The 24,608-nt window shown below is 64.2% G+C and carries 21 protein-coding genes; 6 read left to right on the top strand and 15 right to left on the bottom strand.

What is annotated here, in order from left to right; translation table 11 throughout:
* Positions 1 to 25 precede the first annotated feature (25 nt).
* The 7 genes from CAL22_RS12625 to leuC form a co-directional block, all read right to left on the bottom strand.
* Positions 26 to 1,096 (bottom strand): TRAP transporter substrate-binding protein, encoded by a 1,071-nt coding sequence (locus CAL22_RS12625; protein ID WP_094813801.1) that lies wholly within the window; start codon positions 1,094 to 1,096, stop codon positions 26 to 28.
* A 14-nt stretch (positions 1,097 to 1,110) separates the two neighbouring features.
* Positions 1,111 to 1,926, bottom strand: coding sequence for a tRNA pseudouridine(38-40) synthase TruA (truA, locus tag CAL22_RS12630; RefSeq protein ID WP_094813802.1), 816 nt, complete (start codon positions 1,924 to 1,926; stop codon positions 1,111 to 1,113).
* A 6-nt stretch (positions 1,927 to 1,932) separates the two neighbouring features.
* Positions 1,933 to 3,537 (bottom strand): type IV pilus assembly protein FimV, encoded by a 1,605-nt coding sequence (locus tag CAL22_RS12635; protein WP_094813803.1) that lies wholly within the window; start codon positions 3,535 to 3,537, stop codon positions 1,933 to 1,935.
* Positions 3,538 to 3,726: 189 nt separating this feature from the next.
* Complete coding sequence (gene asd, locus CAL22_RS12640) at positions 3,727 to 4,857, bottom strand: aspartate-semialdehyde dehydrogenase (protein ID WP_094813804.1); 1,131 nt, start codon at positions 4,855 to 4,857, stop codon at positions 3,727 to 3,729.
* A 145-nt stretch (positions 4,858 to 5,002) separates the two neighbouring features.
* Complete coding sequence (gene leuB, locus CAL22_RS12645; RefSeq protein WP_094813805.1) at positions 5,003 to 6,079, bottom strand: 3-isopropylmalate dehydrogenase; 1,077 nt, start codon at positions 6,077 to 6,079, stop codon at positions 5,003 to 5,005.
* A 77-nt stretch (positions 6,080 to 6,156) separates the two neighbouring features.
* Positions 6,157 to 6,807: a 3-isopropylmalate dehydratase small subunit gene (gene leuD / locus CAL22_RS12650; RefSeq protein WP_094813806.1), complete on the bottom strand. Its 651-nt coding sequence runs from the start codon at positions 6,805 to 6,807 to the stop codon at positions 6,157 to 6,159.
* A gap of 12 nt (positions 6,808 to 6,819) precedes the next feature.
* Entirely contained in the window at positions 6,820 to 8,223 is a 1,404-nt protein-coding gene (gene leuC / locus CAL22_RS12655; RefSeq protein ID WP_094816565.1) for a 3-isopropylmalate dehydratase large subunit, read from the bottom strand.
* Positions 8,224 to 8,847: 624 nt separating this feature from the next.
* On the opposite strand from leuC, the gene CAL22_RS21225 reads away from it, so the two are divergent.
* On the top strand, positions 8,848 to 9,486 hold the full coding sequence (locus CAL22_RS21225; RefSeq protein WP_094813807.1) for a response regulator transcription factor: 639 nt from the start codon (positions 8,848 to 8,850) through the stop codon (positions 9,484 to 9,486).
* Positions 9,487 to 9,499: 13 nt separating this feature from the next.
* Here CAL22_RS21225 and CAL22_RS12665 read toward each other — a convergent pair whose 3' ends face one another.
* Genes CAL22_RS12665 through CAL22_RS12675 form a run of 3 tightly spaced genes read right to left on the bottom strand, consistent with a single transcriptional unit; the run spans position 9,500 to position 12,805 of the window.
* Entirely contained in the window at positions 9,500 to 10,318 is an 819-nt protein-coding gene (locus CAL22_RS12665; RefSeq protein WP_094813808.1) for a M48 family metallopeptidase, read from the bottom strand.
* Between the two features lie 26 nt (positions 10,319 to 10,344).
* A complete protein-coding gene (aroC, locus tag CAL22_RS12670) occupies positions 10,345 to 11,403 on the bottom strand; it encodes a chorismate synthase (protein ID WP_094813809.1) in 1,059 nt (352 codons plus the stop codon).
* A gap of 37 nt (positions 11,404 to 11,440) precedes the next feature.
* Complete coding sequence (locus CAL22_RS12675; protein ID WP_094813810.1) at positions 11,441 to 12,805, bottom strand: putative bifunctional diguanylate cyclase/phosphodiesterase; 1,365 nt, start codon at positions 12,803 to 12,805, stop codon at positions 11,441 to 11,443.
* 253 nt (positions 12,806 to 13,058) lie between these two features.
* On the opposite strand from CAL22_RS12675, the gene CAL22_RS12680 reads away from it, so the two are divergent.
* Positions 13,059 to 15,773, top strand: a complete 2,715-nt coding sequence (locus CAL22_RS12680; protein ID WP_094813812.1) for an EAL domain-containing protein — start codon at positions 13,059 to 13,061, stop codon at positions 15,771 to 15,773.
* Positions 15,774 to 15,782: 9 nt separating this feature from the next.
* Here CAL22_RS12680 and CAL22_RS12685 read toward each other — a convergent pair whose 3' ends face one another.
* The 3 genes from CAL22_RS12685 to CAL22_RS12695 form a co-directional block, all read right to left on the bottom strand.
* Positions 15,783 to 16,517: a response regulator transcription factor gene (locus CAL22_RS12685; RefSeq protein ID WP_094813814.1), complete on the bottom strand. Its 735-nt coding sequence runs from the start codon at positions 16,515 to 16,517 to the stop codon at positions 15,783 to 15,785.
* Between the two features lie 148 nt (positions 16,518 to 16,665).
* On the bottom strand, positions 16,666 to 18,135 hold the full coding sequence (locus tag CAL22_RS12690) for a protein adenylyltransferase SelO (protein ID WP_167383631.1): 1,470 nt from the start codon (positions 18,133 to 18,135) through the stop codon (positions 16,666 to 16,668).
* Positions 18,135 to 18,506, bottom strand: a complete 372-nt coding sequence (locus CAL22_RS12695; protein ID WP_094813816.1) for a DUF2069 domain-containing protein — start codon at positions 18,504 to 18,506, stop codon at positions 18,135 to 18,137. Before CAL22_RS12695 ends, CAL22_RS12690 begins: the two co-directional genes overlap by 1 nt.
* A gap of 17 nt (positions 18,507 to 18,523) precedes the next feature.
* Between CAL22_RS12695 and CAL22_RS12700 the strand changes: the two genes are divergently transcribed.
* Positions 18,524 to 19,870, top strand: a complete 1,347-nt coding sequence (locus CAL22_RS12700) for a YihY family inner membrane protein (protein WP_094813818.1) — start codon at positions 18,524 to 18,526, stop codon at positions 19,868 to 19,870.
* Between the two features lie 76 nt (positions 19,871 to 19,946).
* Entirely contained in the window at positions 19,947 to 20,405 is a 459-nt protein-coding gene (locus CAL22_RS12705; protein ID WP_094813820.1) for a CBS domain-containing protein, read from the top strand.
* Between the two features lie 94 nt (positions 20,406 to 20,499).
* Here CAL22_RS12705 and dusA read toward each other — a convergent pair whose 3' ends face one another.
* Positions 20,500 to 21,507, bottom strand: coding sequence for a tRNA dihydrouridine(20/20a) synthase DusA (gene dusA / locus CAL22_RS12710; protein ID WP_094816569.1), 1,008 nt, complete (start codon positions 21,505 to 21,507; stop codon positions 20,500 to 20,502).
* A 157-nt stretch (positions 21,508 to 21,664) separates the two neighbouring features.
* Between dusA and CAL22_RS12715 the strand changes: the two genes are divergently transcribed.
* Positions 21,665 to 22,633 (top strand): homoserine kinase, encoded by a 969-nt coding sequence (locus CAL22_RS12715; protein ID WP_094813821.1) that lies wholly within the window; start codon positions 21,665 to 21,667, stop codon positions 22,631 to 22,633.
* A 63-nt stretch (positions 22,634 to 22,696) separates the two neighbouring features.
* Complete coding sequence (locus tag CAL22_RS21325; RefSeq protein WP_244193871.1) at positions 22,697 to 23,500, top strand: BPSS1780 family membrane protein; 804 nt, start codon at positions 22,697 to 22,699, stop codon at positions 23,498 to 23,500.
* Positions 23,501 to 23,751: 251 nt separating this feature from the next.
* On the opposite strand, the gene CAL22_RS12725 is transcribed toward CAL22_RS21325, so the two are convergent.
* Positions 23,752 to 24,543, bottom strand: a complete 792-nt coding sequence (locus CAL22_RS12725) for a type II secretion system F family protein (RefSeq protein ID WP_094816573.1) — start codon at positions 24,541 to 24,543, stop codon at positions 23,752 to 23,754.
* Positions 24,544 to 24,608: the final 65 nt, after the last annotated feature.

Below are 24,608 nucleotides of genomic sequence, written 5' to 3' on the forward strand. Positions count from 1 at the left end.
GATGGCTACAGCTTACTTGAAGGTGCTAACGGGAGCCCCGCGTACCCATGAAACCGTCGAAGCTGCCTTCGGCCAGCCGCAACCACGGCGTGCTCTGGTCGCGAAACGCGATCATGCTGTCGTAGAGTTGCTGAAAAGCGGGATCCTGCGCGCCGAGCGCTGAACACAAGGCCGCAGATTCGGCTTGGCAAGCCTGCAGCACCGGCATCGGAAATGCCTTGAGCTGCGCGCCATCGCGGACGAGACGACGCAACGCCACCGGGTTTTCGGCATCGAAGCGTGCAAGCATCTCCTGGGCGGCAGCAGCGCTGGCCTGAGCGATGACGGCCTGGTAAGCCCGGGGCAGCGCATCGTAGGCGTCCTGATTGACGTAGATCGAGGTCTGCAGCGTGCCTTCCCACCACCCTGGAAAATAATAGTTCGGTGCCGCCCGGTGCAAACCCAGCTTTTCATCATCACACGGGCCAATCCACTCGGCCGCGTCAATACTGCCTGCGGCAAGGGCGTCGTACAGCTTTGCCCCATCGATCTGCTGAGGCACCGCACCCAGCCGCGCCAATACGGCCGCGCCAAACGGGCTGGCGCGCAACCGCAAGCCCTTGAAGTCAGCGACGGACTTGATTTCGCGCCGAAACCAGCCGCCCATCTGCGCGCCCGTATAACCGCAGGGAAAATTGATGATGCGATGCTGCCGAAAGCGTTCGCGCAACAGCTCCAGGCCGCCCCCCTGCCGCATCCAGGCATTCATTTGCCGGGTATTCAGACCGAATGGCACGGCACCGTCAAACGACAAGGCAGGATCCAGGTCGTAGTAGTAGCAAGAAGCGGTATGGCCGCATTCGACGCTCCCTCCTCCGACGGCTTTCAGAACATCGAGCTCGGTCGGCACGATGTCGATCGAGAATCGGCCATCGGTGGCGTCGTTGACATAGCGCGAGAAGTCTTCCGCCGCCGAATAGATAATCGCGCTTTCAGCGGGAAAGCTCGAAGCCAGGCGCCACAGCAACACCGGCGTATCTTGGGCGAATACCGGCGCGGCCAGGACCGCGCCCCCCGCGCCAAAGGCAGTTTTCTTCAGGAAAGAACGGCGCCGCATGACAAGTCTCCAGGCTACAGGTGCTCGGCGGACGTGAACGGCGCCAGAAAGGTACTGCCACCATCGAGCTCAGGCAGACTGAAATCCTGCGGATACTCGATGGCGGATAAATACAAGCCATCCGGGGCGAACGTGGGCGCGCCAAGACGCCGGTCGCGGGCAGCGAGTAATCGGGCCATCCAGGCAACCGGTTCGCGTCCCTGGCCGATCTGCACCAAGGCACCCATGATGTTGCGCACCATATGATGCAAAAAGGCATTGGCCTGTAGCGTGATGACCAGGAAATCGCCGCGCTCGGCGATGTCCAGACGGCTCATCGTCCGTACCGGGTGCCGTGCCTGACATTGTGCGGAGCGAAAGCTGGAGTAATCGTGCTCACCCAGGAGCGCCTGCGCCGCCTGGCGCATGGCAGGCACATCCAGCGGCTGAAAACACCATCCCGCCCGGCGCGCCCACAATGCCGGACGCACTCGGCCGCGCCACAGCAGGTAGACATAACGGCGGGAGCGCGCGGAAAAGCGCGCATGGAATTCGTCGGAGACCTCTTGGGCCCAATGTACGGAGATGCTGGCAGGCAAAAAGGCGTTGACGCCCCGCACCCAGGACTCGACCCGACGATCGAGGTGAGTGTCGAGGTGTATCACCTGCATGGCGGCATGTACCCCAGTGTCGGTGCGGCCCGCACACACGGTGGGCAGGGACGATCCGGTCCCAGAGAACTGGCCCAATGCGGCTTCCAGGGTGTCTTGCACGGTCTGGCCGTGCGGCTGGGTTTGCCAACCCTGCCAACTGGAGCCGTCATACGACAGCCCCAATGCAATGCGAGTCATGAAAAATCAGGTCCTGCTTGGCGGAGGCGGCTCGTCCGAAGGCGGCTGATCCAAATCCAGATTGATGGTGTGCAGGCGCTTGTTCAAGGCCTCGTTATCCAGACGCGGACTGTCCGCGTAGGGAGTTTCTTCGTTTTCTTCATCGCGGCGTGCGCCCGCGCGCCGCAGCGCCAGGGCGATGATCAGGACCAACAAGGCCAGGATGGCCGTCACGATGACCAAGAGATTATTGGCCAACCAGGCGGGCAGCCCGCTCTTGTCCGCCTCGCTGCCTTTGGCCTGCGTGCCGGCCGCGGCATTGGCCGGCGCAGCAGCGGTCTTGCCCGGCGCAGCGGCCGCGGGCGAGACTGGCCCCTTGGGCAAGGCGCCGGGCGCGGCGGTTGTTCCCGCAGCAACGCCCGTGCCACTGGCGGCCGGCGCCCCCGCCGCCGCGTCCTTGGCGGCAACGTCGCCGGCTCCCGTGCCGACGGCCGGCGCATCGACCTGCGCGTTGTCCTTGGCCGATGGCCGGGCGCCCGCCACAGCGGCGGCCGCCGCCCCCGCGGCCATGCCCGCAGCCCCCACCGCGCCGTCACTGGCGCTGTCGCGGCCGGCCCCGGCCTGTTTGAGCGCATCGACGTTGGATTGCAGGGTATCGACGCGCTGGCGCGCATCGGCCAGGGCGCGTGCATCCGAACTGCTGCGGTCGCCATTGGCGTCCGCGGCGCCCTCCGAGGCCGCGCCTGACAGACGCAAGCGATCCTGACCCGTGGCGTCTGAGGTCCCCGCGGGCGTGGCCGTGCTGCTGACGACACCGGCGCTGGCCGACCCTGCGCTGACCCGCGCACCGGCAGCCCCCCGCCCCAGACCGGCGCGGTAACGGGCATAGCTGTCGACATGCTCGATATAGCTGCGACGGGCCTCATCAGGATCCACCGCCCGCACGGTCTGCGCATCGGGCAAGGTCAAGGTCGCGCCTGCCTTCAGACGGTTCATGTTGCCGTCGATGAAGGCGTTGGGATTGGCGCGCCACAGTGCCACCAGCATCTGATGCAGATTGGCGCCCGAGACTTGATGACGCCGGGCAATGTTGTAGAGCGTATCGCCCTGCCGCACGGTGACGCTGCCGCTCTGTTGCGCGGCACGCCCGGCCGGTGCCGAACCCAGCTGCGCCGGCTGCACCCGCGGTGCGCCCTTGGGGACCAATACCGTCACTTGCACCAGACGCTGTCCGGCACCGGTGCGAAGATCGAGCAGGATGTCGACGGCCTCGCCCTGCATGGAATCCGGCGAAGCCAGCAAGAGATCCCGGCGAGTCCGGTCGGTGACAGGCTGCGCCTGCAAACTGAGCGTAGCCAAGGCCGCGGGCGGTGTCAGGCCGGCCTGCTGCCAGGCGGCAGGATCGGCCAGGGAAACTTGCAGACTTTGCGCCTCTTCGGGACTGAGGTCGATCAACGGCACCGACACGCGCAACGGCTCACCCGGCGCCGAGATCACACGCGCATGACCAAGCCGCGCCGCCTGAGCGTCCACCCCCCAAGACAGGCCCAAGGCCATCGCCAGGGCGAGCGCCAGGCCGTTCTTACGAGAAATCTGCGGGAAAAGGCGGTGCTGCGTGTGGCGCGAACTCATAGGGTAGGTTTTCCGTGTTCTGAACCAGGGCGATGCAGGAGAAAAGTGTAATGGATCGGGCAGGATTCATAAACTGAACATATTCGTGCCGCCCGAAGGACATGGCCTGCGTGTCTTACCGCGCTAAAACAAAGGGCACCCACCAGGTGCCCTTTGCGATACGGCATCAGCCCTCGCGGGCCGCGGTGCTCAGGCTTCGGACAGCGCGATGCGCAGCATGCGGCGCAGCGGCTCGGCGGCGCCCCAAAGCAGTTGGTCACCCACGGTGAAGGCGCCCAGGTATTGCGAGCCCATGGAGAGCTTGCGCAGGCGGCCAACCGGAATGTCCAGGGTGCCCGTGACGGCAACCGGGGTCAATTGTTCGACCGTGGCTTCCTTGGTGTTGGGCACAACCTTGGCCCATTGCGTACCGGCCGCGATCATGTCTTCGATCTCGTCCAGCGGCACATCACGCTTGAGCTTGATGGTCAGCGCCTGGCTGTGGCAGCGCATCGCACCGATGCGCACGCACAAACCATCGATGGGCGTGGCGGGCGTGCCGAAAGCCTCGCCGCGGCCGAGGATTTTGTTGGTTTCGGCCTCAGCCTTCCATTCTTCGCGCGACATGCCATTGCCCAGATCCTTGTCGATCCAGGGAATGAGGTTGCCGCCCAGCGGCACGCCGAAGTGCTCACGCGGCAGGCTGGCGTCTTTCTGAGTGGCGAGAATGCCGCGATCGATTTCCAGAATCGCCGAAGCCGGGTCATCCAGCAAAGGCTTGACGGCCTGGTTGAGGATGCCGAACTGGTTGAGCAGCTCGCGCATATGCTGAGCGCCGCCACCGGAAGCCGCCTGGTAGGTCATGGAGGTCATCCACTCGACCAGGTCGTTATTGAACAGGCCGGCCAGCCCCATCAGCATGCAACTGACCGTGCAATTGCCGCCGACGAAGTTGCGCACGCCACGCTTGAGCGCCGCATCGATCACCGGACGATTGACCGGATCCAGCACAATGATGGCGTCATCGGCCATGCGCAGCGTGCTGGCCGCATCGATCCAGATCCCCGTCCAGCCGGCGGCGCGCAGCTTGGGATAAACCTCGCTGGTGTAATCGCCACCTTGCGCAGTCACGATAATCGGCAGTTTTTTGAGGGCCTCGATATCGTTTGCGTCTTGCAGCGGGCCGGCGCCTTCGGCCCATTTGGGCGCGGCACCACCGGCGTTGCTGGTGGAGAAGAACACGGGGTCGATAAGTGCGAAGTCGTTCTCCTCACGCATACGCTGCATGAGAACCGAACCGACCATACCGCGCCAACCGACGAGGCCTACTGCTTGCGTCATTTCTGGGCTCTTTAGGGGTCTGGAATGAAAAAACGGAATAATCACTGCAATTTATCAGAATGCGGGGCGCAATGCTGCAACGCACCCACGCATTCCAGGGACGTGTCGCGCCGAACCGACGGCCGCCGCCGGCTCGACGTCGAACTCAACCCAGCGCTTTGAGGACGGCGTCGCCCATCTGCGACGTGCTGACCTTGGTCGTGCCGGCCTCGTAGATGTCTGCGGTACGCAGGCCCTGAGCCAGCACCTTGCGCACGGCGGCTTCGATACGGTCGGCCTGACCCGCCTGTTCCAGGGAGTAACGCAGCAGCATGGCCGCCGACAGGATGGTCGCCAGCGGATTGGCCACTCCCTTGCCGGCGATGTCGGGCGCCGAGCCGTGGCTGGGCTCGTACAGACCCTGCCCGCTGGCATTCAAAGAAGCCGAAGGCAGCATGCCGATGGACCCGGTCAGCATGGCCGCCTCATCGGAAAGAATGTCGCCAAACAGGTTGCCGGTGACGATGACATCGAACTGGCGCGGGTTACGCACCAGTTGCATCGCGGCGTTATCCACATACATGTGCGACAGCTCCACATCGGGATAGTCGCGCGCGGTCTCGATCACCAGATCACGCCAGAACTGCGAGGTCTCCAGCACGTTGGCCTTGTCGACGCTGCACAGTTTCTTGTTGCGCTTGCGGGCGGTCTCGAAACCCACGCGCGCGATGCGGCGCACTTCGGTCTCGGCGTAACGCATCGTGTCGTAACCCTCGCGCTCACCGGAGAACTGACCATCGGCTGCGCTACGCACGCCACGCGGCGTGCCGAAGTAGATATCGCCGGTCAGTTCGCGGATGATGACGATGTCCAGCCCGGCCACGATTTCCGGCTTGAGCGAAGAGGCGCTGGCCAGCTCGGGATAGAGAATGGCCGGACGCAGATTGGCAAACAGGCCCAAGGCCTTGCGCAACCCCAGAATCGCCTGCTCCGGACGGAACTCGCGCGGCAGACTGTCGTACTTCCAATCGCCCACGGCGCCGAACAAGACCGCGCGGGAAGACTTGGCCAACTCCAGCGTGGCGGGCGGCAAGGGATGCTCGAACTCATCGAACGCGGCGCCGCCCACTTTGGCTTCGCTCAGTTCCAAGGGCAGATCCAGCGCCTTGAGGACACGCACTGCCTGCTCGACGATCTCCGGGCCGATCCCGTCACCGGGCAGGACTGCGATTTTCTGGGTCATGGGACTTCCTCTAGATGGCAAAAAAATGCCGGGCATCACACCGATGCCCGGTTTGCGTTATGCAGACGACCGGCCGATCAGGCCACGGGCCGGCTCTCGAGCCAGGGATGGCGGGCCAGCCGCTCGGCTTCAAAGGCGCGGATCTTGTCAGACTGACGCAGAGTCAGGCCGATGTCGTCGAATCCATTGAGCAGACAGTATTTGCGGAACGCATCGATATCGAAACCCATTTCGCGGCCGTCGGCGCCGATGACGACCTGGCGCTCCAGATCGATCTTCAGCTTGTAGCCCGGAAAGGCCTTGACCTCGTCAAACAAACGGGCCACCTCGAGTTCCGTCAGAACGATGGGCAGAAGCCCGTTCTTGAAACTGTTATTGAAGAAAATGTCCGCGTAAGAAGGCGCGATGATGGCGCGAAAGCCAAACTGCTGCAAGGCCCAGGGAGCATGCTCGCGGCTCGAGCCGCAACCGAAATTCTTGCGGCCCAACAGCACCGATGCGCCCTGATAACGCGGTTGGTTCAGCACGAAATCCGGATTGAGCGGACGCTTGCTGTTGTCCATGCCCGGTTCGCCATGGTCCAGGTAGCGCAACTCGTCGAACAAGTTGGGCCCGAAGCCCGTGCGCTTGATGGACTTCAGAAACTGCTTGGGAATGATGAGGTCGGTGTCGACGTTCTCGCGATCCAGCGGCGCGACCAAACCTTCGTGAAATGTAAATGCTTGCATGAGAATCCCCGCTCAGCGATAGCTGCGCACGTCAACGAAATGGCCTGCCACCGCGGCAGCCGCGGCCATGGCCGGGCTGACGAGGTGAGTCCGCCCGCCCTGCCCCTGGCGACCCTCGAAATTGCGATTCGAGGTCGAGGCGCAACGCTCGCCCGGCTCCAGGCGGTCGGCATTCATGGCCAGGCACATGGAGCAACCCGGTTCGCGCCATTCAAAACCGGCGTCGACGAAAATTTTGTCCAGCCCCTCGCGCTCGGCCTGCTGCTTGACCAGGCCCGAGCCCGGCACCACCATCGCCTGGCGCACATTGGCCGCCACACGTTTGCCGCGCGCCACCGCGGCGGCGGCGCGCAAATCCTCGATACGCGAGTTCGTGCACGAGCCGATAAAGACCCGATCGACCCGGATATCGACCAACGGCGTATTGGGCGTCAGGCCCATGTACTGCAGGGCACGCTCCATGCCGCTGCGCTTGACCTCATCCTTTTCGCGATCGGGATCAGGCACGCGGCCATCGACCGGCAGGACCATTTCGGGCGAAGTGCCCCAAGTGACCTGCGGTTTGATTTCCTGGGCGTTGACACGCACCACGCTGTCGAACTTGGCTCCCTCATCGGAGTGCAGAGTGCGCCAGTAATTGACGGCCTGATCCCACAGCACGCCGACCGGCGAGAAGGGGCGATTGCGGAAATATTCGATGGTTTTTTCATCGACGGCCACCATGCCCGAACGCGCACCCGCCTCGATGGCCATATTACAGACCGTCATGCGGCCTTCCATCGACAGACCACGGATGGCGCTGCCGGCAAATTCGATGGCGTGGCCCGTGCCGCCCGCCGTGCCGATGATGCCGATGATATGAAGCACGACATCCTTGGCGGTACAGCCGAAGGGCAATTCGCCATCCACGCTGATCAGCATGCTCTTGGCTTTCTTCATCAAGAGCGTTTGCGTGGCCAGCACGTGCTCGACTTCGGAGGTGCCGATGCCAAAGGCCAACGCGCCCATCGCACCGTGCGTGCTGGTGTGCGAGTCGCCGCAAACCACGGTCATGCCAGGCAGGGTTGCGCCCTGCTCCGGGCCGATCACGTGCACGATGCCCTGACGCAGATCCGTCATCCGGAACTCGGTGATACCGTATTTATCGCAGTTGCTGTCCAGCGTATCGACCTGCAGACGCGAGACCGGATCGGCGATCCCCTGAGCACGATTGAGCGTGGGGACATTGTGGTCAGCCACGGCCAGATTGGCGCTGATGCGCCAGGGCTTGCGACCGGCGATGGTCAAGCCCTCGAAAGCCTGGGGGCTGGTCACCTCGTGCAAGAGGTGACGATCGATATAGAGCAGACAGGTACCGTCTGTTTCCTGATGGACGACGTGCGCGTCCCAGAGTTTGTCGTAAAGGGTTTGGGCCATGGATATGCTCTGCTGTTGGGCAAACCGCCTGCGGCCATCGGGGCCGTGCGGCATGCAGCGATTATGCCCAGGGTATCAAGCTAGTACAATTCAACCATTAATACTAGTACAAACACTACCCCCCTCGCTCTCGGAAAGACAGCGTCCGCCCCGCTGACCATAGCCGCCGGCCCCATGGGCGGTCTTCGCAGAGATCGCTGTTTATGAAGCATTTAGGAAGATATACTTACGTGTCACGATTCCGGCGAGGCTGACCGTTGGCGATGGCATTGCAACGATGCGAAATATTTCAATTCAATTGCAATATATAAATCTGCCGCCTATCGCGCCCTCGCCCGTTACTGAGCTTCATGTCGGCAAACATGTCATGCATCACGTCGAGAGTTATCGATAACGCAGGCCTGCGGGCACTACGTCAGAGAGACGTGGTTGTATCGAACAATCCGGGAGCAAGGTCCCGCCCCCCTCAGTCTCGACGCCTCCGCCCTGCCACCCCTGCTGTTGGCTGCGGCAAACGCACCCTCCCCGACGGCGGTGTTTCGCTCCTGAACAAGCCCGCGCCCTTTGGAAACATCCGCGCATGATGGCCCAGGCCCGCGCCGATGCCCTGGCACCCAAGGAGCCATGAAACCAACGCCCGTCCTGTTGATCACCCATGACGACCTGCTTTGGCAGCATTGGCGCCAGTTGGATACGCGCTGGCTGCCCGCTCGCGGACGCCAGACCCATGACCTCGTGCGCTGGCGCGAGCAAGGCCGGGGCGTCGCGATGATCGACGCCGACTTGCCGCGTCGCCCCCATTGGCAGGATCCGCGCTGGCCGCAGATGACACAGAATTTGGCCCTGGTCGTGGCCAGCCGCCATCCCAGTGACGAGCAAGGCACCCAGGCCCTGGGGGCCGGCGCACGCGGCTACTGCAACGGATACGCAGGCCCGTCAGAGCTGGGCCAGGCGCTCGGCGTCGTCGCCGAAGGCGGCATGTGGATGGGCAGGTCTTTAGTAGCGCGGCTGCTGCAGGCCAGCGACGGACGCACTCGTGCAGCCACGGACTGGGGAAGCGGCCTGCTGACTGAACGCGAAGCCACCGTCGCACGCCATGCGTCGGGCGGGCAATCCAATGCGCAAATCGCGGCGCAGCTTGGCATCACCGAACGCACCGTCAAAGCCCATCTGTCCGCGGTATTCGAAAAAGTCGGGGTTGCCGATCGACTGCAACTGGCCTTGCTGGTGCACGGCGTGCGGCCCGCCAGAACCGGGCACTGACTGCAGCGCAGCGCTAACGCCGCGCCTGCTCGTACAAGGGCAACACGCGCTCGGATGCCTGCCGCAAATCGGCGATGCGGGTACTGGCCGACGGATGCGTGGACAAAAACTCCGGCGACGCCTGTCCGCTCTGGGCCGCGCCCATTTTTTGCCACAGCGTCACCGCGGCACGCGGATCGTAACCGGCGCGGGCAGCGAGCTCCAGACCCATCAAATCGGCCTCGCTTTCGTGCGTGCGGCTGTTGGGCAGGGTGAACATCACTTCGCTTAACCGCGAGCCCAGATCGGCGGCCTGCTGCGAGCCGGTCGCAATCGATAGAACCGACAGGCCGATATTAGTCGCCATCTGTTGCGACACCCGCTCACGCGCATGCTCGCGCAAAGCATGGGCGATTTCATGGCCCAGCACGGCAGCCAACTCGGCATCCGTGGGTTTGATCTGGTTCAACAACCCGGTATAGACGGCGATTTTCCCGCCCGGCATGCACCAGGCATTGATATCGTCGGCCGTGATCATGTGGACTTCCCAGGCCCACTTGGCCGCGTCGGGCCGAAATACTGCGGTCTGGGCGATCAGTTTTTGAGAGATGGCCTTGACGCGGTTCAGTTGGGCGGCATCCTTGTCCAGCAAGCCTTGCGACTTCGCTTTGGCCAGCGTGTCACCGTACTGCTTGCTAGCCTCCTGCTCGAGCTGGGCCGTGGGCACCAGGCTGGACATGTATTGCGTACGATTGACGCCGATGGCCCCCGACTGGGTGGTGCTGATGCTGGCGCAGGCGGCCAAGACCAGCATCGCCAGCGGCGCACTCCATCGGCACAAGCCTGTCAGCATCGGATGTCCTCAAGAACGATCCAAAATCAACCGCACTGGCCGCGATGGCGCAGGGCGTGGTCGGTCAGCACCAGCGCCAGCAGCGCTTCGGCAATGGGTGTCGCACGGATACCTACGCATGGATCATGGCGGCCCAGGGTCTGCACCACGACCGGCTCGCCCGCCCGATTGACCGAGCGGCGCTCGACACGGATGCTGGAGGTAGGTTTGATGGCCAGCGACACCGTCACGGGTTGCCCGGTGGAAATGCCGCCCAGCACGCCGCCGGCATGATTGGACAGAAAACCGTCGGGCGTGATTTCGTCGCCGTGCTCGGAGCCACGTTGCGCGATGCTGGCAAATCCCGCCCCGATGGCCACGCCCTTGACGGCATTCAAGCCCATCATGGCATGCGCGATGTCGGCATCCAGGCGATCGTAAATCGGCTCGCCCCAGCCGGCGGGTAAATGCTCGGCCACGACCTCGATGCGCGCACCGATGGAATCCCCGTCACGGCGCAGTTGGTCCATATAGGCCTCCAACTCGGGCAGCACGGCGGCATTCGGCGCGTAAAAGGGATTGTTGGGCACGTCATCCCACGAAACAAAGGGAATGTCGATAGGCCCGAGCTGGCTCATATAGCCCCGCACCTGCGTTCCGTACTCGCGCGCCAGCCATTTTTTGGCAATGGCCCCCGCCGCGACCGTCGGCGCAGTCAGGCGGGCCGAAGAGCGCCCCCCACCGCGCGGGTCGCGCTGGCCGAATTTCTTCCAGTAGGCGTAGTCGGCATGCCCCGGACGAAAGGTGTCGGCGATATTGGAATAATCCTTGCTACGGGCATCGGTATTGCGGATCAGCAGACCGATGGGCGTGCCGGTCGTCACCCCTTCGTAAACGCCAGACAGGATCTCGACCTGGTCGGCTTCCTGGCGCTGCGTCACGTGGCGCGAGGTGCCCGGACGGCGGCGATCCAGTTCCTGTTGGATGTCGGCGGCCTCCAGCGGCAACCCCGGAGGACAGCCGTCCACCACGCAGCCAATGGCCGGACCGTGGGATTCACCGAAATTGGTGACGCGAAACAGAGAACCAAGGGTATTGCCAGACATAGCGGATCTGCGAGGTACGTTTTTTGGGCAGACTCGATTATGACACCGAAGACGCCAGAACCCGGATCTGGTGCGCGGGCACAGGGCGCCCCAGCAGAAAACCCTGCATGAAATGGCACCCCAGCCGGCTCAGGATGTCGCGTTGCGCTTCGGTTTCTATGCCTTCGGCCACCACCATCAGGCCCAGCGCCCGGCACATTCCCAGGAGTGCGGACACGACCTCCTGGCTGACCGTATCGGACTCGAGTTCAGCGATGAATCCCCGATCGACCTTCACCCAATCAATGGGCAGGCGACGCAAATGGGTCAGGCTGGAATAACCGGCGCCGAAATCGTCCAGCGCCACCTGCACGCCGCGCGCGCGCAAACCATTGAGCGTGGCCACATGCCGCTCGTATTGCAGGATAAAGAGCGACTCCGTGATCTCCAGTACCAGGCGATGCGGCGCCAGACGGGTGTTGGCCAGGGTATGGGCGACCTGGGTGGGCAGCTCCTCGGCATACATCTGGCGCACCGAGACGTTCACATGCAAACGCCAATGCGACGGCCAGGTCGCTGCGCGCGCGCACGCCGTATCGAGCACCCAGGCGCCCAGCCCCACGATCAGGCCGGTGCGCTCGGCCAGCTCGATCGCGATGGCGGGCGAAACGTTGCCGTGCACCGGATGATGCCATCGCAACAGCGCCTCACAGCCCTCGATATTGCCGGTGCGGGTATCGAAGACGGGCTGATAATGGATCTCGAACTGGTCCATCGAAGACGAGGCCAGCGCGACGCGCAGATCGTGCTCCAAACCCTGGTAATGCCGCTGACGCTCCAGCATCGCCGGCTCGAAGACATTCCAGTGCGGCCCGTCCTCATCCATCTGCATGAGCGCAATCTGCACGCCGCGCTCCAGTTCATCGAAGCCATCGCCATGATCGGGGTAAGCGGCTGCGGCAATGCGAAAATCCACGATCAATGGCTGGCCGCGTAACTCATACGGCCAGGAAAGCTGTTCGAGGATGTGCGGCGCAAATTCGGGGATTTCCCAAGCCTGGGCGGCGGGCGCCCAGATCAGAAACGAATCGCTGGCATACCGCGCCACCAGGAAGTCATCGGACTGCTGCTCCAGACGGGAGGCCACCATGGCGAGCAAAGCCCGGTTATCCTCGACGGCCAACATGGCGCTCAAGGCCGGATGATGAATCAGCTTGACCAGAAAGACGGCCCCTTGGCCGACGCGGTGCATCGAGCTTTGCGCGCGGCAGCGCAGGCTGTCGGGCGTCAAGGCAAGGGTGGAGGAATCGCGCGAGAGGCGGCGGCGCAGCCGATGCTCCCGGATCACGAAAAACAGAACGCAAATGGCAAACAGCACCACTCCCGGCAGCAGACACTGTCTCACCAGGTCATCCAAGCCCACGGAGCCCCCTCGTTTCAGCGAGCACAGCGTCCGTTTCTGTGGCACGGACCCATCCCTAGGGTGACCCCTAGCACCCCTAAATCAGGGATCAGCGGAATTATGCATGAAATGGCCTAAATAAGACTGGGTATTTGTCCCTAAATCCCCAATCTTTCTCCGCTGCACGGGACATTTGCCAATACAATCAGTAATGTTTTGATTCTTGCCGCCGAGATCAGGTGACGGCGAACCATGGACCCCCAACCGGCCCCCTATGCGTCTTTCACTGCATCTGTTGTTGAGCATCGTCCTGCTGATGGGACTGCTGCTGTTTGGCACGCTGCTCACCAGCCTGTGGGCGGCCAAGCGGGATGCCGAAATGTATCAAATCGACCAGGCGCGGGAGGCGGCCAGCAGCCTGGCCTGGGCCATCGGCCGATTTGAAGGCAGCTCGCAGGACTGGCTGGACCGATTACCTGCCGCCAGCGCGCAGGGCCCCCGGCTGCGCATCGACGAAGCGTCCTTGGGACGCAGCATTCCGCTATGGCCCGCCGCCGCCGAGCCGCCTCCCGACCTGGCCGTTCTGGCCCGCAGCCCCTATCAAAGCGCCGACGGCGGCAGTGAGGGCCACGTGGTCGCCTATGCCGCGCCCGACGACGCGACTCCTCAGGCCTATCTCACCGGGCTGGGGCTGCAGATTGCCCTGTTTATCCTGGCCACACTGGGCTGGTGCCTGTATGTGCGCCACCTCATGCGCTGGATGCGTCAGGGTCCGCTGCAGTCGCTGGCGCGCGCCGCGCGCGGCCAGGACGACGGCCAAAGCGCTGAGCTCACCGATCTCATGCCCGTGCGCGAAGCCTTGGCCAAGAATCGCCGCGAGCACGAACAGGTCGTCGCCCGGTTGCAACAGCGCATCGCCATGCTCGAGAACGAGGCCACGCGCGAACCCGTCACCCGGCTGCCCAACCGCAAGACCTTCTTCGAGCGCTTTCGCGATCTGTTGCGCGCAGAGGCGGAGATGGCCAGCGGCCATGTCCTGATATTCCGTCAGCGCGACATGGCGGAGATCAATCGGCGCATGCACCACGACGCCACCGATCAGTGGCTGCGCCTGAGCGCCGCACAACTGCAGCAAACCATCCGTGAGCAAGCCGGTCCGCAAGCCATGCTGGCCCGCCTCAACGGTTCGGACTTCGTCGCCCTGCTGCCCGGCCTGGCTGCGCAACCGGCGCTGGCGCTGAGCGAACGCGTGCGCCGCGAATTGCGGTTGCGGCGGCTCCCCTTGCGCCAGCACGAATGGTGCCGCTGGGCCATCGCGCTGGGCCGCTACGAAGCCGGCGAAGAGGTCGGTGCGGTGCTGGCACGTCTGGACAATGCGCTCATGCGCGCCGAGACCGCCAACGACGACGTCCTGCAGATGGCCGAGATCGCCGGCGAGCGGCGCATGGACGGCGAGTACCGTTGGCAGGATCTGATCACCCAGGCGCTGGACGAGCATCGCTTCTATCTCGAAATCCACGCCCGCACCGACAGCGCGGGCCGCCTGCTGCACGAAGAAGCGCGCATGATGCTGCGCAGCGCCGATGCCCTGCCCGCCTCGGCTTTCATGCCGCCTGCCGCACGGCTCGGTCTGGCCGCCGACTGCGACATACAGGCCATCCGGCTGGCGCTGGATACGCGCTCCCGGCAGGCGACGCCGCTGGTCGTCGCGGTGGCGCAGGCATCGCTGGCGCAGCCGCAGTTCCTGGCGCGCGTCAAGGCACTGCTGGACGACCGGCCAGCCCAAAGCCGCTACTTGATTCTGGAAATCGACGCTCACAGTGTGGTCGATGACGACGAGACCGTGCGCGCCCTGGGCGAGATCTGCGCCTCGGCCGGCGCCCGGGTCAGCGTGCAGCGCCTGACCGAACAGTTGTCAGCGATCGAGAAACTCCACCAATTGCCCCTGGCCTATCTCAAAGTCGGGGGCGGATTTGTGCGCAGCCTGGCCAGCAGCCCGGGCAACCGCCAGTTGGCCGCAACCCTCGTGCGCACCGCCCTGGCTTTGAACATCCCCGCCTACGCCAGCGGCGCGCAAGATGAAGGCCAGACCGCCTTGGTCTCCTCGCTGGGATTCATTGCCCTCAAGCGCCTGGCAATCGAAAGCGCGGTGCCGGAGCCGGCCAGCGTCCATCCCGGCCTGCGTCTGGAACCCGTTCCCACGCCCGAGCCCGGTTTCCTCATGAAGCGCCAGGAACACAGCGAACGCCGTCTCACCGAGATGGCTGGCGCGCTCCAATCGCACCGGCAATTGCAGGCCCTGCTTTCGCACGAACTGCGCACGCCCGCGGCCACGATCAGTGCCGCGGCGCAATCCCTCGAAACCATTCTGGCCGGCAGCGGCCAGGAAGTCGACAGACGCCTGGCACGCATCCGCCGCGCCGTGGGCCGGATGATAGACATCATCGACCAGATGCTCAGCCCTGAGCGCCGCGACGACCAGGTCATGGCGCCACGGCTGGAAATCGTTGACCTGGGCGAACTGGCGCACAACGTTTGCGCCAGCATGCAAGCCGACAGCGCGCATCCGCTCATCGTTCGTCACGAATCTCCCGCCCCGGCGCGCTGCGATCCCTTGCTAACTGCGCTGGTCCTGCGCAATCTGATTCAGAACGCAATCAAGTATTCTCCGGCGGATCAACCCGTCGTCATCGACGCCGGCATCGCGGCGGCTCACGACGCACAGGCCATGGCCTGGCTGGCTGTTTCGGACAACGGCCCTGGCCTGGACGAGGATGAGACGGAAGCGATCTTCGAGCCCCACTTTCGCAGCACGGCGCACCGCGAGACCCCGGGCTTGGGGCTGGGCTTGCATTTAGCGCGCGAGATCTGCCTGAGCCAGGACGGCAACCTAACCGCCCAATTCCGGCCGGGCATGGGAGCCCGATTCATTATCGCGCTGCCCGCCAGCGGACCGTCCGCGCCGGCCCTGGCCGAGGATCAGGCCTGAAGCCTGGCCTCAGGCGACGAAGACGTAGCCCTGGCCGCGCACAGACAGCACGGGCAGCTTGAAACCCGCGGACTGCGCTTTGGAACGCAATCTGCTGACCATGACATCCACGCGGCGCGGTTCGAACTTGGCCGGATCGTCCGGCTGAATGATCTCGGCCATGACTTGACGTGTCACCGCCTCACCGGCGCTTTGCATCAATGTCATGAGAAACACGCGCTCCTGCGCGTTCAAGTGCAGCGCACCGCCATCCGGGCAGGCCAGCACCCAGCCGCCATCCATCAACGACCAGGGTTGCCCGGGCTGGCGGGCTCCCGACGGCGCAGCCGCGATCGAGTCTTCCTGAGCCGCCGAACGCGCCAAGCGCATGCGGCGCGCCAGGCTGCGTATCACCGAACTCAGTTCGAGCAGATCAACCGGTTTGGTCAGGTAGACGTCTGCCCCCCCTTCGAGCCCGCGCACCCGGTCTTCCAGGGTGCCGCGGCCTGTGAGCATGACGATGCCCAGGTGGCTATGCGCCCGCAAGCGGGTGGCCACGGAGAAACCATCCTCGCCCGGGACATTGGCATCGATGATCACAATGTCGCAGGGGTGGGTCTGGACGGCCTCGTGGAAAGACGCGGAATCGCCGCAGCCAAACACCACTTTGAAGCCGTAACCCTCCAGACCGAGCGCCAGCTCCTCGCGGAAATCCTCGTCATCTTCGAGAAGACCGATACGCAACAGACTTTCCATTGACAGCATGCCTTCCCCCAAACTCCGATAAATGGAAGGACACCGGCACGCGTAACCGGCATCACCCTATGACATAGTGTTTCTAAATTCTACCCGGGACACAGGGGTTTTCCCAAAGAGATTGAAGGGGACGTTGTGGTAAAGACGCAGCGGACTTTCAGGAGGAGCAGCTGACCGCCAGATCGCTGGCCCAATCGGGAGGCAACGCAGCGTAGGCCTCGGCATGGGGCTGGGCCTGATACGGGTGGCGCAGCAGCGCCATCAAGCGATCGATCTCGCTGGCGTCTCCCTGGGCCGCAGCGCGGATGGCCTGCTCGGCCAGATGATTGCGCAGCACGTAAAGCGGATTAACGGCATCCATCGCCTCCGCCCTGCCTTGGGCACTACGGCCGTCAAGCGCCTGCCGCGCAGCCAAGCTATCCCACCAGGCACGAGCTGCCTCGCGGTCGATAAAGCCATCCAGCAAGGGGCCGACGTCGCCGCGCACGGCATGCGCCACGGCGCGGAAGGTCAGCGTGAAGTCGGCGCGGCTTTCATGCATCAGGCGCAGCAGGTCATCGATGAGCGCTTCGTCGTCGGCGTGCCAATCGGACACGCCCAACTTAGCGGCCATGCGCGCATGAAACGCGCGCGTGAAAATGGCCTCATACTCGGCCAGCACGGCCCGCAACGCTTGTGCATCCGGCACCAGCGTATGCAGGCTGCCGGCCAGCCGGTACAAATTCCACAGCGCCACGGAAGGCTGGCGGTTCCAGGCGTAACGCCCTTGCGTGTCGGAGTGATTGCACACGTGCCCCAATTGGAAGCCGTCCATAAAGCCATAGGGACCGTAGTCCAGCGTCAGCCCCAGGATGGACATGTTGTCCGTGTTCATGACGCCATGGCAGAACCCTACCGACTGCCAGTCGGCCATCAAATGCGCGGTGCGCCGGCTGACCTCTCCCAACAATGCCAGCACCGCGCCCTGTTCGCCGCCGGCGTCGCGAGCCGCGGGATAGAACTTGTCGATGACGTAATCCACCAGCAACTGCAATCGCTCCGGGTCGCGCCGGGAGGACCAATGCTCAAACGAGCCAAATCGCACGAAGCTGGGCGACATGCGCGTCACAATGGCAGCGGTCTCCCGCGTCTCGCGCATGACCGGATCATCGGAGACCACCAGCGCCAGCGCCCGCGTGGTCGGAATACCCAACCCGTGCATGGCCTCGCTGGCCAGGTACTCCCGTACTGACGAACGCAGTACGGCACGGCCGTCGCCCATGCGGGAGTAGGGCGTCAGGCCCGCCCCCTTCAATTGCAGTTCCCAACTGCCATCGGGGCCGACCACTTCCCCCAGCAAATGCGCGCGCCCGTCGCCCAATTGCCCTGCCCACACACCGAACTGATGGCCGCTATAGACCGCGGCCAGCGTGTCGCCGCCCGGCAAAGGCTGCTGCCCGGAGGCCACCGCCAGAAAAGCCGGCGACTGCAAGGCTTGCGGTGCCAGCCCGATCAGCGCCGCCGCCTCGGCATTGGCGTGCAACAGACGAGGATTGCTGGGCGCCTGCGGCTGCAGCCGGGTATAGAAAGCTTCTGGCAGTGCCGCGAAACTGTTGTCCAGAACGAGGTCATCCAACTTGTGATGCATCAGGCGCGCTCCCGCCGCGCGGCGCGTTTGGCCGGCCGCACGTAAAAAATAGCCGCCAGAAAGAAGGTGGCCGCCAGCGCAGCCTCCAGCAAGCCCAAACCGGCCGACAGCGGCGCCGGGTCGGACATCGCTCGCACCACCCCTTCCATCAGGTAGAGCAAGGACAGCATGCTGGCCCATTGATAGGTATAAACATTGCCCCGCATGATCCCACGCAGCGGAAAAGCCAAGGGCAAGGCTTTGAGCAGCAGCCAGGATCCGCCCGGACGCACCGGCGCCAGCCAGGTTTCCCAGGCCAGACAGAGCACGATCAGGGCGAGCAGACTGCCCGTGGCCAGGTAGCGCAGTTTCGGATTGAGTTCAGGGCCCATGCTGCTATTATCGCCTGATGGACCCTACCGCCGATACCGCTGAAGGGGACTCCCCACCCCCGCCGCGCCGCCGTTCCTGGCTGCGCCGCGTCGGGCATGCGCTTCGCTTTGCTGCGCATCGCGCCGACGAAGAGCGCCTGCTGCAAGTCGCCTCCAGCCTGACCTTCACCACGGTGCTGGCCATCGTGCCCATGCTGGCCGTGGTGCTGTCGCTGTTCACGGCTTTCCCGGTGTTTCAGGATTTCCGCGTCGCGCTCGAAGACTTCCTGGCCAACAATCTCATGCCGCCAGCGGTCTCCGACAACATCATGGAGTACCTCAACCAGTTCGCCCGCCAGGCCTCGCGCCTGACGACCATCGGCGGCGCCTTCCTGATCGTGACCTCGCTCTTGCTCATCATGACGATCGACAAGACGTTCAACGATATCTGGCACGTCGGCCGCCAACGGCCCTGGCCCCAAAGAGCGCTGGTGTACTGGGCGGTGATCACGCTGGGCCCGCTGGCCACGGGCGCGAGTCTCTGGGCCACCTCGTTCGTGGCCCGAGAGTCACTGGGGCTGATCCATGACGTACCCGAAATCATCAGCCTGGCGGTCTCCTGCATCCCGCTCCTGTTGACTGGCCTGGGCTTCGCGGCGTTGTTCGTCGTGGTGCCCAACTGCCGCGTCTACTGGCGCGATGCCCTCACGGGCGGTTTTTGCACCGCCATCGCGCTGGAGGTCATGAAATCAGGTTTCGCCCTCTACCTGACGCGATTTCCCGCCTACACCATTATTTACGGCACTTTCGCCACCCTGCCTATCTTCCTGCTGTGGATTTACCTCTCCTGGCTGGCCGTGCTGTTCGGCGCCAGCATCGCCGCCAGTGCGCCGATGATCAGATTGGGCCGCTGGGAGATCAACCGGGCAGCGGGCGCGCAATTCGTCGACGCCGTGGGCGTACTGCGCCAATTACTGGCCGCGCGTGGCCAACTGCCGCCTGGCCGCAGCAGCCAGGCGCTGTCGCGGCAACTCAATCTGCATCACGACGAACTGAACACCGTGCTCGAATCCTTGCACCGCATCGGCATGGTCGCACCCACCACGGACGACCACTGGATACTCGCCGCCGATCCGCATACCACCACCCTGGCCCCCCTTTATGATCAGTTTTTGCTCGACAGGCAGCAGCGGCGCGTGCGCCATGACCCGTCCCTGAGCGTGCTGGCCAGCCGACTGTCGGACAGCGAATCCCCCCCGACACTGGAAGAACTTCTCAGCCTGTCGCACAATAGCGACAGCGACCCCACGCCAGACGATGATGCGTCGCGCGAAACACGCCCCGTCACCGTTCTGCCGCTGGAGAATGTCAAAAAACCCAGGTAATACGCATCACCTGGCCGCAACAGATAAAAATCCAGTATGCAATCGGGGGCAGGCTTTGCGCCCCAGGAGGAACACCATGTTGAAAGTCAGCGAAATTCTGCGGGTCAAGGGCGACACGCTCTATACCGCCACGCCGGACACGCTCGTATCAGTCGCCATTCGCACCATGAGCGAGCAGGACATCGGCTCTTTGGTCATCATGGAGTCCGGCATGCTCAGCGGCATGCTGACCTTCCGCGAAATCATGCAGCACCTGGACAGCAGCGGCGGCCAGGTCGGTGAAACGACCATCCGCGCCATCATGGACGACGCGCCGGTCAGCGTATCGCCCAACACCAGCGCCGACGAAGTGCAGCGCCTCATGCTCGACAAGCACGCGCGCTATATCCCGGTCATGGACGGCCCTACGCTCATGGGCGTGATTTCGTTCTATGACATGGCCCAGGCCATCGTCGCGGCCCAGCAATTCGAAAACAATATGCTCAAGGCCTATATCCGCGATTGGCCATCCGACAGCGCCGCGCCGGCGGCCTGAACGCCCGCGGCCGCGGCCCTGGGCGGCCAGCTGAACGCACCCCAATTGGTGGACACCACTGCCACCATTGGGGTGTTTTTCATGGCGGCGAGCTTCAAATCGCCGGTTGAGCGACGTCGCCAGGCGCCCGCGCTGCCGAACGCAGATTGCGCCAGGCCTCATAGATGAGCCCCGGATCGTTCTCGGCCAGGCGGCCCGGGTCGGACAGCAAGCGCCGCCAACTGCGCGCCCCACTCTGATTGTTCACCAGCCCCAGCATGGGCCTGAGCATCACCCGCAGCGGCACGCCGCGCGCAATCTGGCGCGCCGTGTATTCCATCATGGCGTCGACGACCTGCGCATCGCTGGGCAAGCGGGTGGATGGCCACAGCCGCAAAGACACCTCGGACAGCACGCGAGGCGTGTGCCAGGCCGCCCTGCCCAACATCACGCCGTCAAAGCGCGCCGCGCCCTCCACCGCCTGCGCCGCGTCGGCCAGACCGCCATTGAGCACCATCACGCAGTCCGGAAAATCCCGCTTCAATTGCTCGACCACCTCATAGCGCAACGGTGGGATCTCCCGATTATCCTTGGGCGAGAGCCCCTTGAGGACGGCATTGCGCGCATGCACCACAAACACCCGGCAACCCGTGTCATAGATCTTGCCCACGAAGTCACGCACAAACGCATACGAATCGTCGTAATCCAGCCCCAAGCGGTGCTTGACCGTCACGGGGATATCCACCGCATCCTGCATCGCCTTCATGCAATCGGCCACCAGGTCGGGCTCGGCCATCAGGCACGCCCCGAAAGCACCACGCTGCACCCGCTCCGAGGGGCAGCCGCAATTCAGGTTGATTTCGTCGTATCCCCATTGGCGCCCAAGTCTGGCCGCCGCCGCCAGGGCGGCCGGCTCACTGCCGCCCAGTTGCAAGGCGACGGGATGCTCGGTTTCATCGAAATCGAGATGACGCTCCACATTGCCATGCAGCAACGCGCCTGTGGTGATCATCTCGGTATATAGACGGGCGTGCGGCGCCAGCAGCCGGTGGAAATACCGGCAATGGCGATCCGTCACGTCGATCATGGGGGCGACACAAAGTCGCCAGTCGGGCGCAGTCAAGAACAAATCTTCCGGGCGAAAAGGACGGGAAACCATTATTTTACGGCCCCGGGCGCCGCCGGGCCGGAATCAGGGTAGGCGGTGGTCTAAAATTGGCGAGCCTGAGGCATTCGACAGGCCCCGCCCCCTTTTTCCATTCCGCTTCCCACGCTCATCAATGGCCGTTTTCACTCCCGTATCCGACCAAGACGCCCGCGCCCTGCTCGAGACTTATGACATCGGGGAGCTCGTTTCCCTGCGAGGCATCACTGCCGGTATTGAAAACACCAATTTTTTTCTGCATACGACGCGCGGGGAATACGTCCTGACGTTGTTCGAAGTGCTCACGCAGCAGCAACTGCCGTTTTACATCGAACTCATGCACCATCTGGCCGAGCGTGGCATTCCCGTGCCGCAACCGCAAACCCTGCGAAATGGCAGCCGCCTGACGACCCTGCACGGCAAGCCTGCCGCCATCGTCAGCCGCCTGCCTGGCGGCTACGAGCCGGCTCCGGGGCCGCGGCATTGCGCCCTGACCGGCGCCACGCTGGCCCGCGCGCACAAAGCCGCCGCAGATTTCCCCCTGCATCAGCCCAACCTGCGCGGGCTGAACTGGTGGCTCGACACCGCGCCCAAAGTCGTGCCCTTTCTGACGCCGCAGCAGGCGCAGTTGCTGGAGCAGGAGCTCATCGCGCAACAGGCCGCCGCTGCCGCGCCCGAACGGGCCTTGCTGCCCAGCGGCCCGGCGCACTGTGATCTGTTCCGCGACAACGTCTTGTTCGCCGGCACGTTCGACAGCCCCCTGATGGGCGGCTTCATCGATTTTTACTTCGCGGGCTGCGACACCTGGCTCTTTGACGTGGCCGTTGCCGTCAACGATTGGTGTATCGACCGCGACACCGGGGAGTTCCTACCTGAACTCGTGCAATCCTGGCTGGCCGCCTATGCCAAAGAACGGCCCTTCACCGATGCGGAGCGCCGGGCCTGGCCCCTGATGTTGCGCGCGGCGGCCTTGCGCTTCTGGTTGTCCCGCCTGTATGACTACTTCCTGCCCCGCCCGGCGCAAACGCTCAAGCCTCACGACCCCCGGCACTTTGAAAGAGTGTTGCAAGCGCGCCACCGTAGCGAGCTGCCCACCTTGCCCTGACCGCTACGACCCGCATAATTAGTACTGACCTAGCCATCCGTCCCCTGCGAATTTACGAGACCTATGCAAGCAGCAACCCTACCCGCGTCCTCTGGCTGGCAATGGGTAAGAGACGGGCTGAGGATTTTTTCCAAACAGCCCCTGCCCATGTTTTTCTGGGCCATGACGCTCAGCCTCTTCGTGCTGTTCGCGACCCTGACCCCGCCGGTCGGGCCGCTGTTGTTCGTCGCGTTGATGCCGGTTTTCACGCTCATGACACTCTCGGCCTGCAAGCACATCGAGGCGGGTCGAGTCATGCTGCCCTCGATGTGGCCCAAACCGCTGCTGCGTCCAGGCGTCTTTCGCAAGCTGTTCCTCATGGGCCTGCTCTATGCCGGCCTGAGCCTGGCGGGCGGGCTGCTGGCCTTTCTGCCGTTCTGGTCGGATCTGGCGCAAGGCTTGCGCGCCGTCCAGGTTGAGCACGACATCATGCCCTTCGTGGCGGCCGTGCGGGTTCCGCTGTTGCTGTTCACCGTCATCTACGTGACCATCGCGGCCCTGTTCTGGCATGCACCGGTGCTGGTCGGCTGGCACGGCCTGCGCCTGGTCCAGGCGCTGTTCTTCTCGGGCGTTGCCTGCTGGCGCAACAAATGGGCCTTTCTGGTCTATGGGGCCGTCTGGGTGATGATCTTTTTGTTCATCGACCTGTGCGCCGGCTTGCTGGTGTCGCTGGGCGTTCCCGCCTCGGTGGCCGACATCATCCAGATTCCGATCAATGTTGCGGCGGCGGCAGTGCTCTACAGCAGCTTCTATCCTGCCTACACCACCGTCTTCGGCATCGAGGATGTCCACGCAAGTCTCGACCACAGCGACAGCGCCGCGGCATGATGCCCAACGCCACGGCGCCAGCCGCCGCGCCCGCAACACTCGGCCATCGCAGCCAATAAACCAGACCGCGATGGGATAGGCCATCCCCAGGGTGTGCACGGCGTGGCAGCGGCTGATCAACAACCCGCTACGCCCACCCGGCGCCCGGCGCCGCAACAACAATCCCCACAGCCTGCGCGGCCACGTCTGCGCTACGCGCAGGCGCAGACGTCCTCGAGGGCGCGTGAGCCCGTGATCCGGCAGGGCTGGTCTCATGGCCCCCCCTGCGGGAAAAAATCCATCACTAGCGGAAAACCGAGCATGAGAAACGTGCACGGAAACATGCAACTCACCAGCGGCAATAGCATTTTGACCGGCGCGCGCAGAGCCGCTTCTTCCGCACGCTGAATCGCCTCTTCCCGCAGCTGTCCCGCCAAGGCGCGCAGCATTGCGCTGGTGCCGCCGCCCAGCCGCTCGGCCTGCGTTAGCGCTGCCACCCAGGCATGCACGCCATCGACATCCAGTTTCAGCGCCAACGCCTGTAGTGCTTCACGCTGGGGGCGACCGGCCCGGATTTCATTGAGCGCCAACGACAGCCCCCGGGTCAGGGGGCCGGCCGGACAATAGCGGGCGGCCAGATACAGGGCTTTGGCCATGCCTTGCCCGGCCTCCAGGCACAGGGTCATGATATCGAGGAGGAAGGGCAAATCCGTCACGATGCGGCGGCGGTTGTCCCGGATTCGCCTGCGCAGCGACCACACAGGCAAGCAGCACGCGCCAAGCGCCCCGATCACGACCGCCCCGGCCGCCAGGGCACCAGCCTGGGCCTGCCCCAACCAGGCGGCAAGCCCGCCCGCCGCCGCGCCTGCCCCGCCACCGAGCACCATGCGGGCCGGCAGCCAGGCTGCCGGCAGTTGCACCGGCAAACCCGCCTGCAGCACGAACTGCGCCAGCCGCTCGCGCGTGCGCCAACCAAGCCGGCCCTCCAGGTGGCATGCCAGACGCCATGACAGCGACCAGCCCCAACGCTGGCTCCCGCTAAGCTCGGGAAAGGGAGGGGGCACCGGCTTTGTTCCTCGCCACAGCCCGCGGAAGGCCAGCACGAAGCAAGCCATTGCCACTGCCGCCA

The sequence above is a fragment of the Bordetella genomosp. 12 genome, assembly GCF_002261355.1.
Taxonomy (GTDB): Bacteria; Pseudomonadota; Gammaproteobacteria; order Burkholderiales; family Burkholderiaceae_B; genus Bordetella.

What these genes read in the sequence shown, in the direction of transcription:
- leuC (WP_094816565.1), bottom strand. Translation starts at nt 8,223, where the DNA reads ATGGCCCAAACCCTTTACGACAAACTCTGGGACGCGCACGTCGTCCAT.
- CAL22_RS12690 (WP_167383631.1), bottom strand. Translation starts at nt 18,135, where the DNA reads ATGCATCACAAGTTGGATGACCTCGTTCTGGACAACAGTTTCGCGGCA.
- truA (WP_094813802.1), bottom strand. Translation starts at nt 1,926, where the DNA reads ATGACTCGCATTGCATTGGGGCTGTCGTATGACGGCTCCAGTTGGCAG.
- CAL22_RS21325 (WP_244193871.1), top strand. Translation starts at nt 22,697, where the DNA reads ATGCAAGCAGCAACCCTACCCGCGTCCTCTGGCTGGCAATGGGTAAGA.
- CAL22_RS12715 (WP_094813821.1), top strand. Translation starts at nt 21,665, where the DNA reads ATGGCCGTTTTCACTCCCGTATCCGACCAAGACGCCCGCGCCCTGCTC.
- CAL22_RS12625 (WP_094813801.1), bottom strand. Translation starts at nt 1,096, where the DNA reads ATGCGGCGCCGTTCTTTCCTGAAGAAAACTGCCTTTGGCGCGGGGGGC.
- CAL22_RS12700 (WP_094813818.1), top strand. Translation starts at nt 18,524, where the DNA reads ATGGACCCTACCGCCGATACCGCTGAAGGGGACTCCCCACCCCCGCCG.
- CAL22_RS12695 (WP_094813816.1), bottom strand. Translation starts at nt 18,506, where the DNA reads ATGGGCCCTGAACTCAATCCGAAACTGCGCTACCTGGCCACGGGCAGT.
- CAL22_RS12665 (WP_094813808.1), bottom strand. Translation starts at nt 10,318, where the DNA reads ATGCTGACAGGCTTGTGCCGATGGAGTGCGCCGCTGGCGATGCTGGTC.
- CAL22_RS21225 (WP_094813807.1), top strand. Translation starts at nt 8,848, where the DNA reads ATGAAACCAACGCCCGTCCTGTTGATCACCCATGACGACCTGCTTTGG.
- CAL22_RS12635 (WP_094813803.1), bottom strand. Translation starts at nt 3,537, where the DNA reads ATGAGTTCGCGCCACACGCAGCACCGCCTTTTCCCGCAGATTTCTCGT.
- CAL22_RS12685 (WP_094813814.1), bottom strand. Translation starts at nt 16,517, where the DNA reads ATGCTGTCAATGGAAAGTCTGTTGCGTATCGGTCTTCTCGAAGATGAC.
- CAL22_RS12680 (WP_094813812.1), top strand. Translation starts at nt 13,059, where the DNA reads ATGCGTCTTTCACTGCATCTGTTGTTGAGCATCGTCCTGCTGATGGGA.
- CAL22_RS12705 (WP_094813820.1), top strand. Translation starts at nt 19,947, where the DNA reads ATGTTGAAAGTCAGCGAAATTCTGCGGGTCAAGGGCGACACGCTCTAT.
- aroC (WP_094813809.1), bottom strand. Translation starts at nt 11,403, where the DNA reads ATGTCTGGCAATACCCTTGGTTCTCTGTTTCGCGTCACCAATTTCGGT.
- leuD (WP_094813806.1), bottom strand. Translation starts at nt 6,807, where the DNA reads ATGCAAGCATTTACATTTCACGAAGGTTTGGTCGCGCCGCTGGATCGC.
- leuB (WP_094813805.1), bottom strand. Translation starts at nt 6,079, where the DNA reads ATGACCCAGAAAATCGCAGTCCTGCCCGGTGACGGGATCGGCCCGGAG.
- asd (WP_094813804.1), bottom strand. Translation starts at nt 4,857, where the DNA reads ATGACGCAAGCAGTAGGCCTCGTCGGTTGGCGCGGTATGGTCGGTTCG.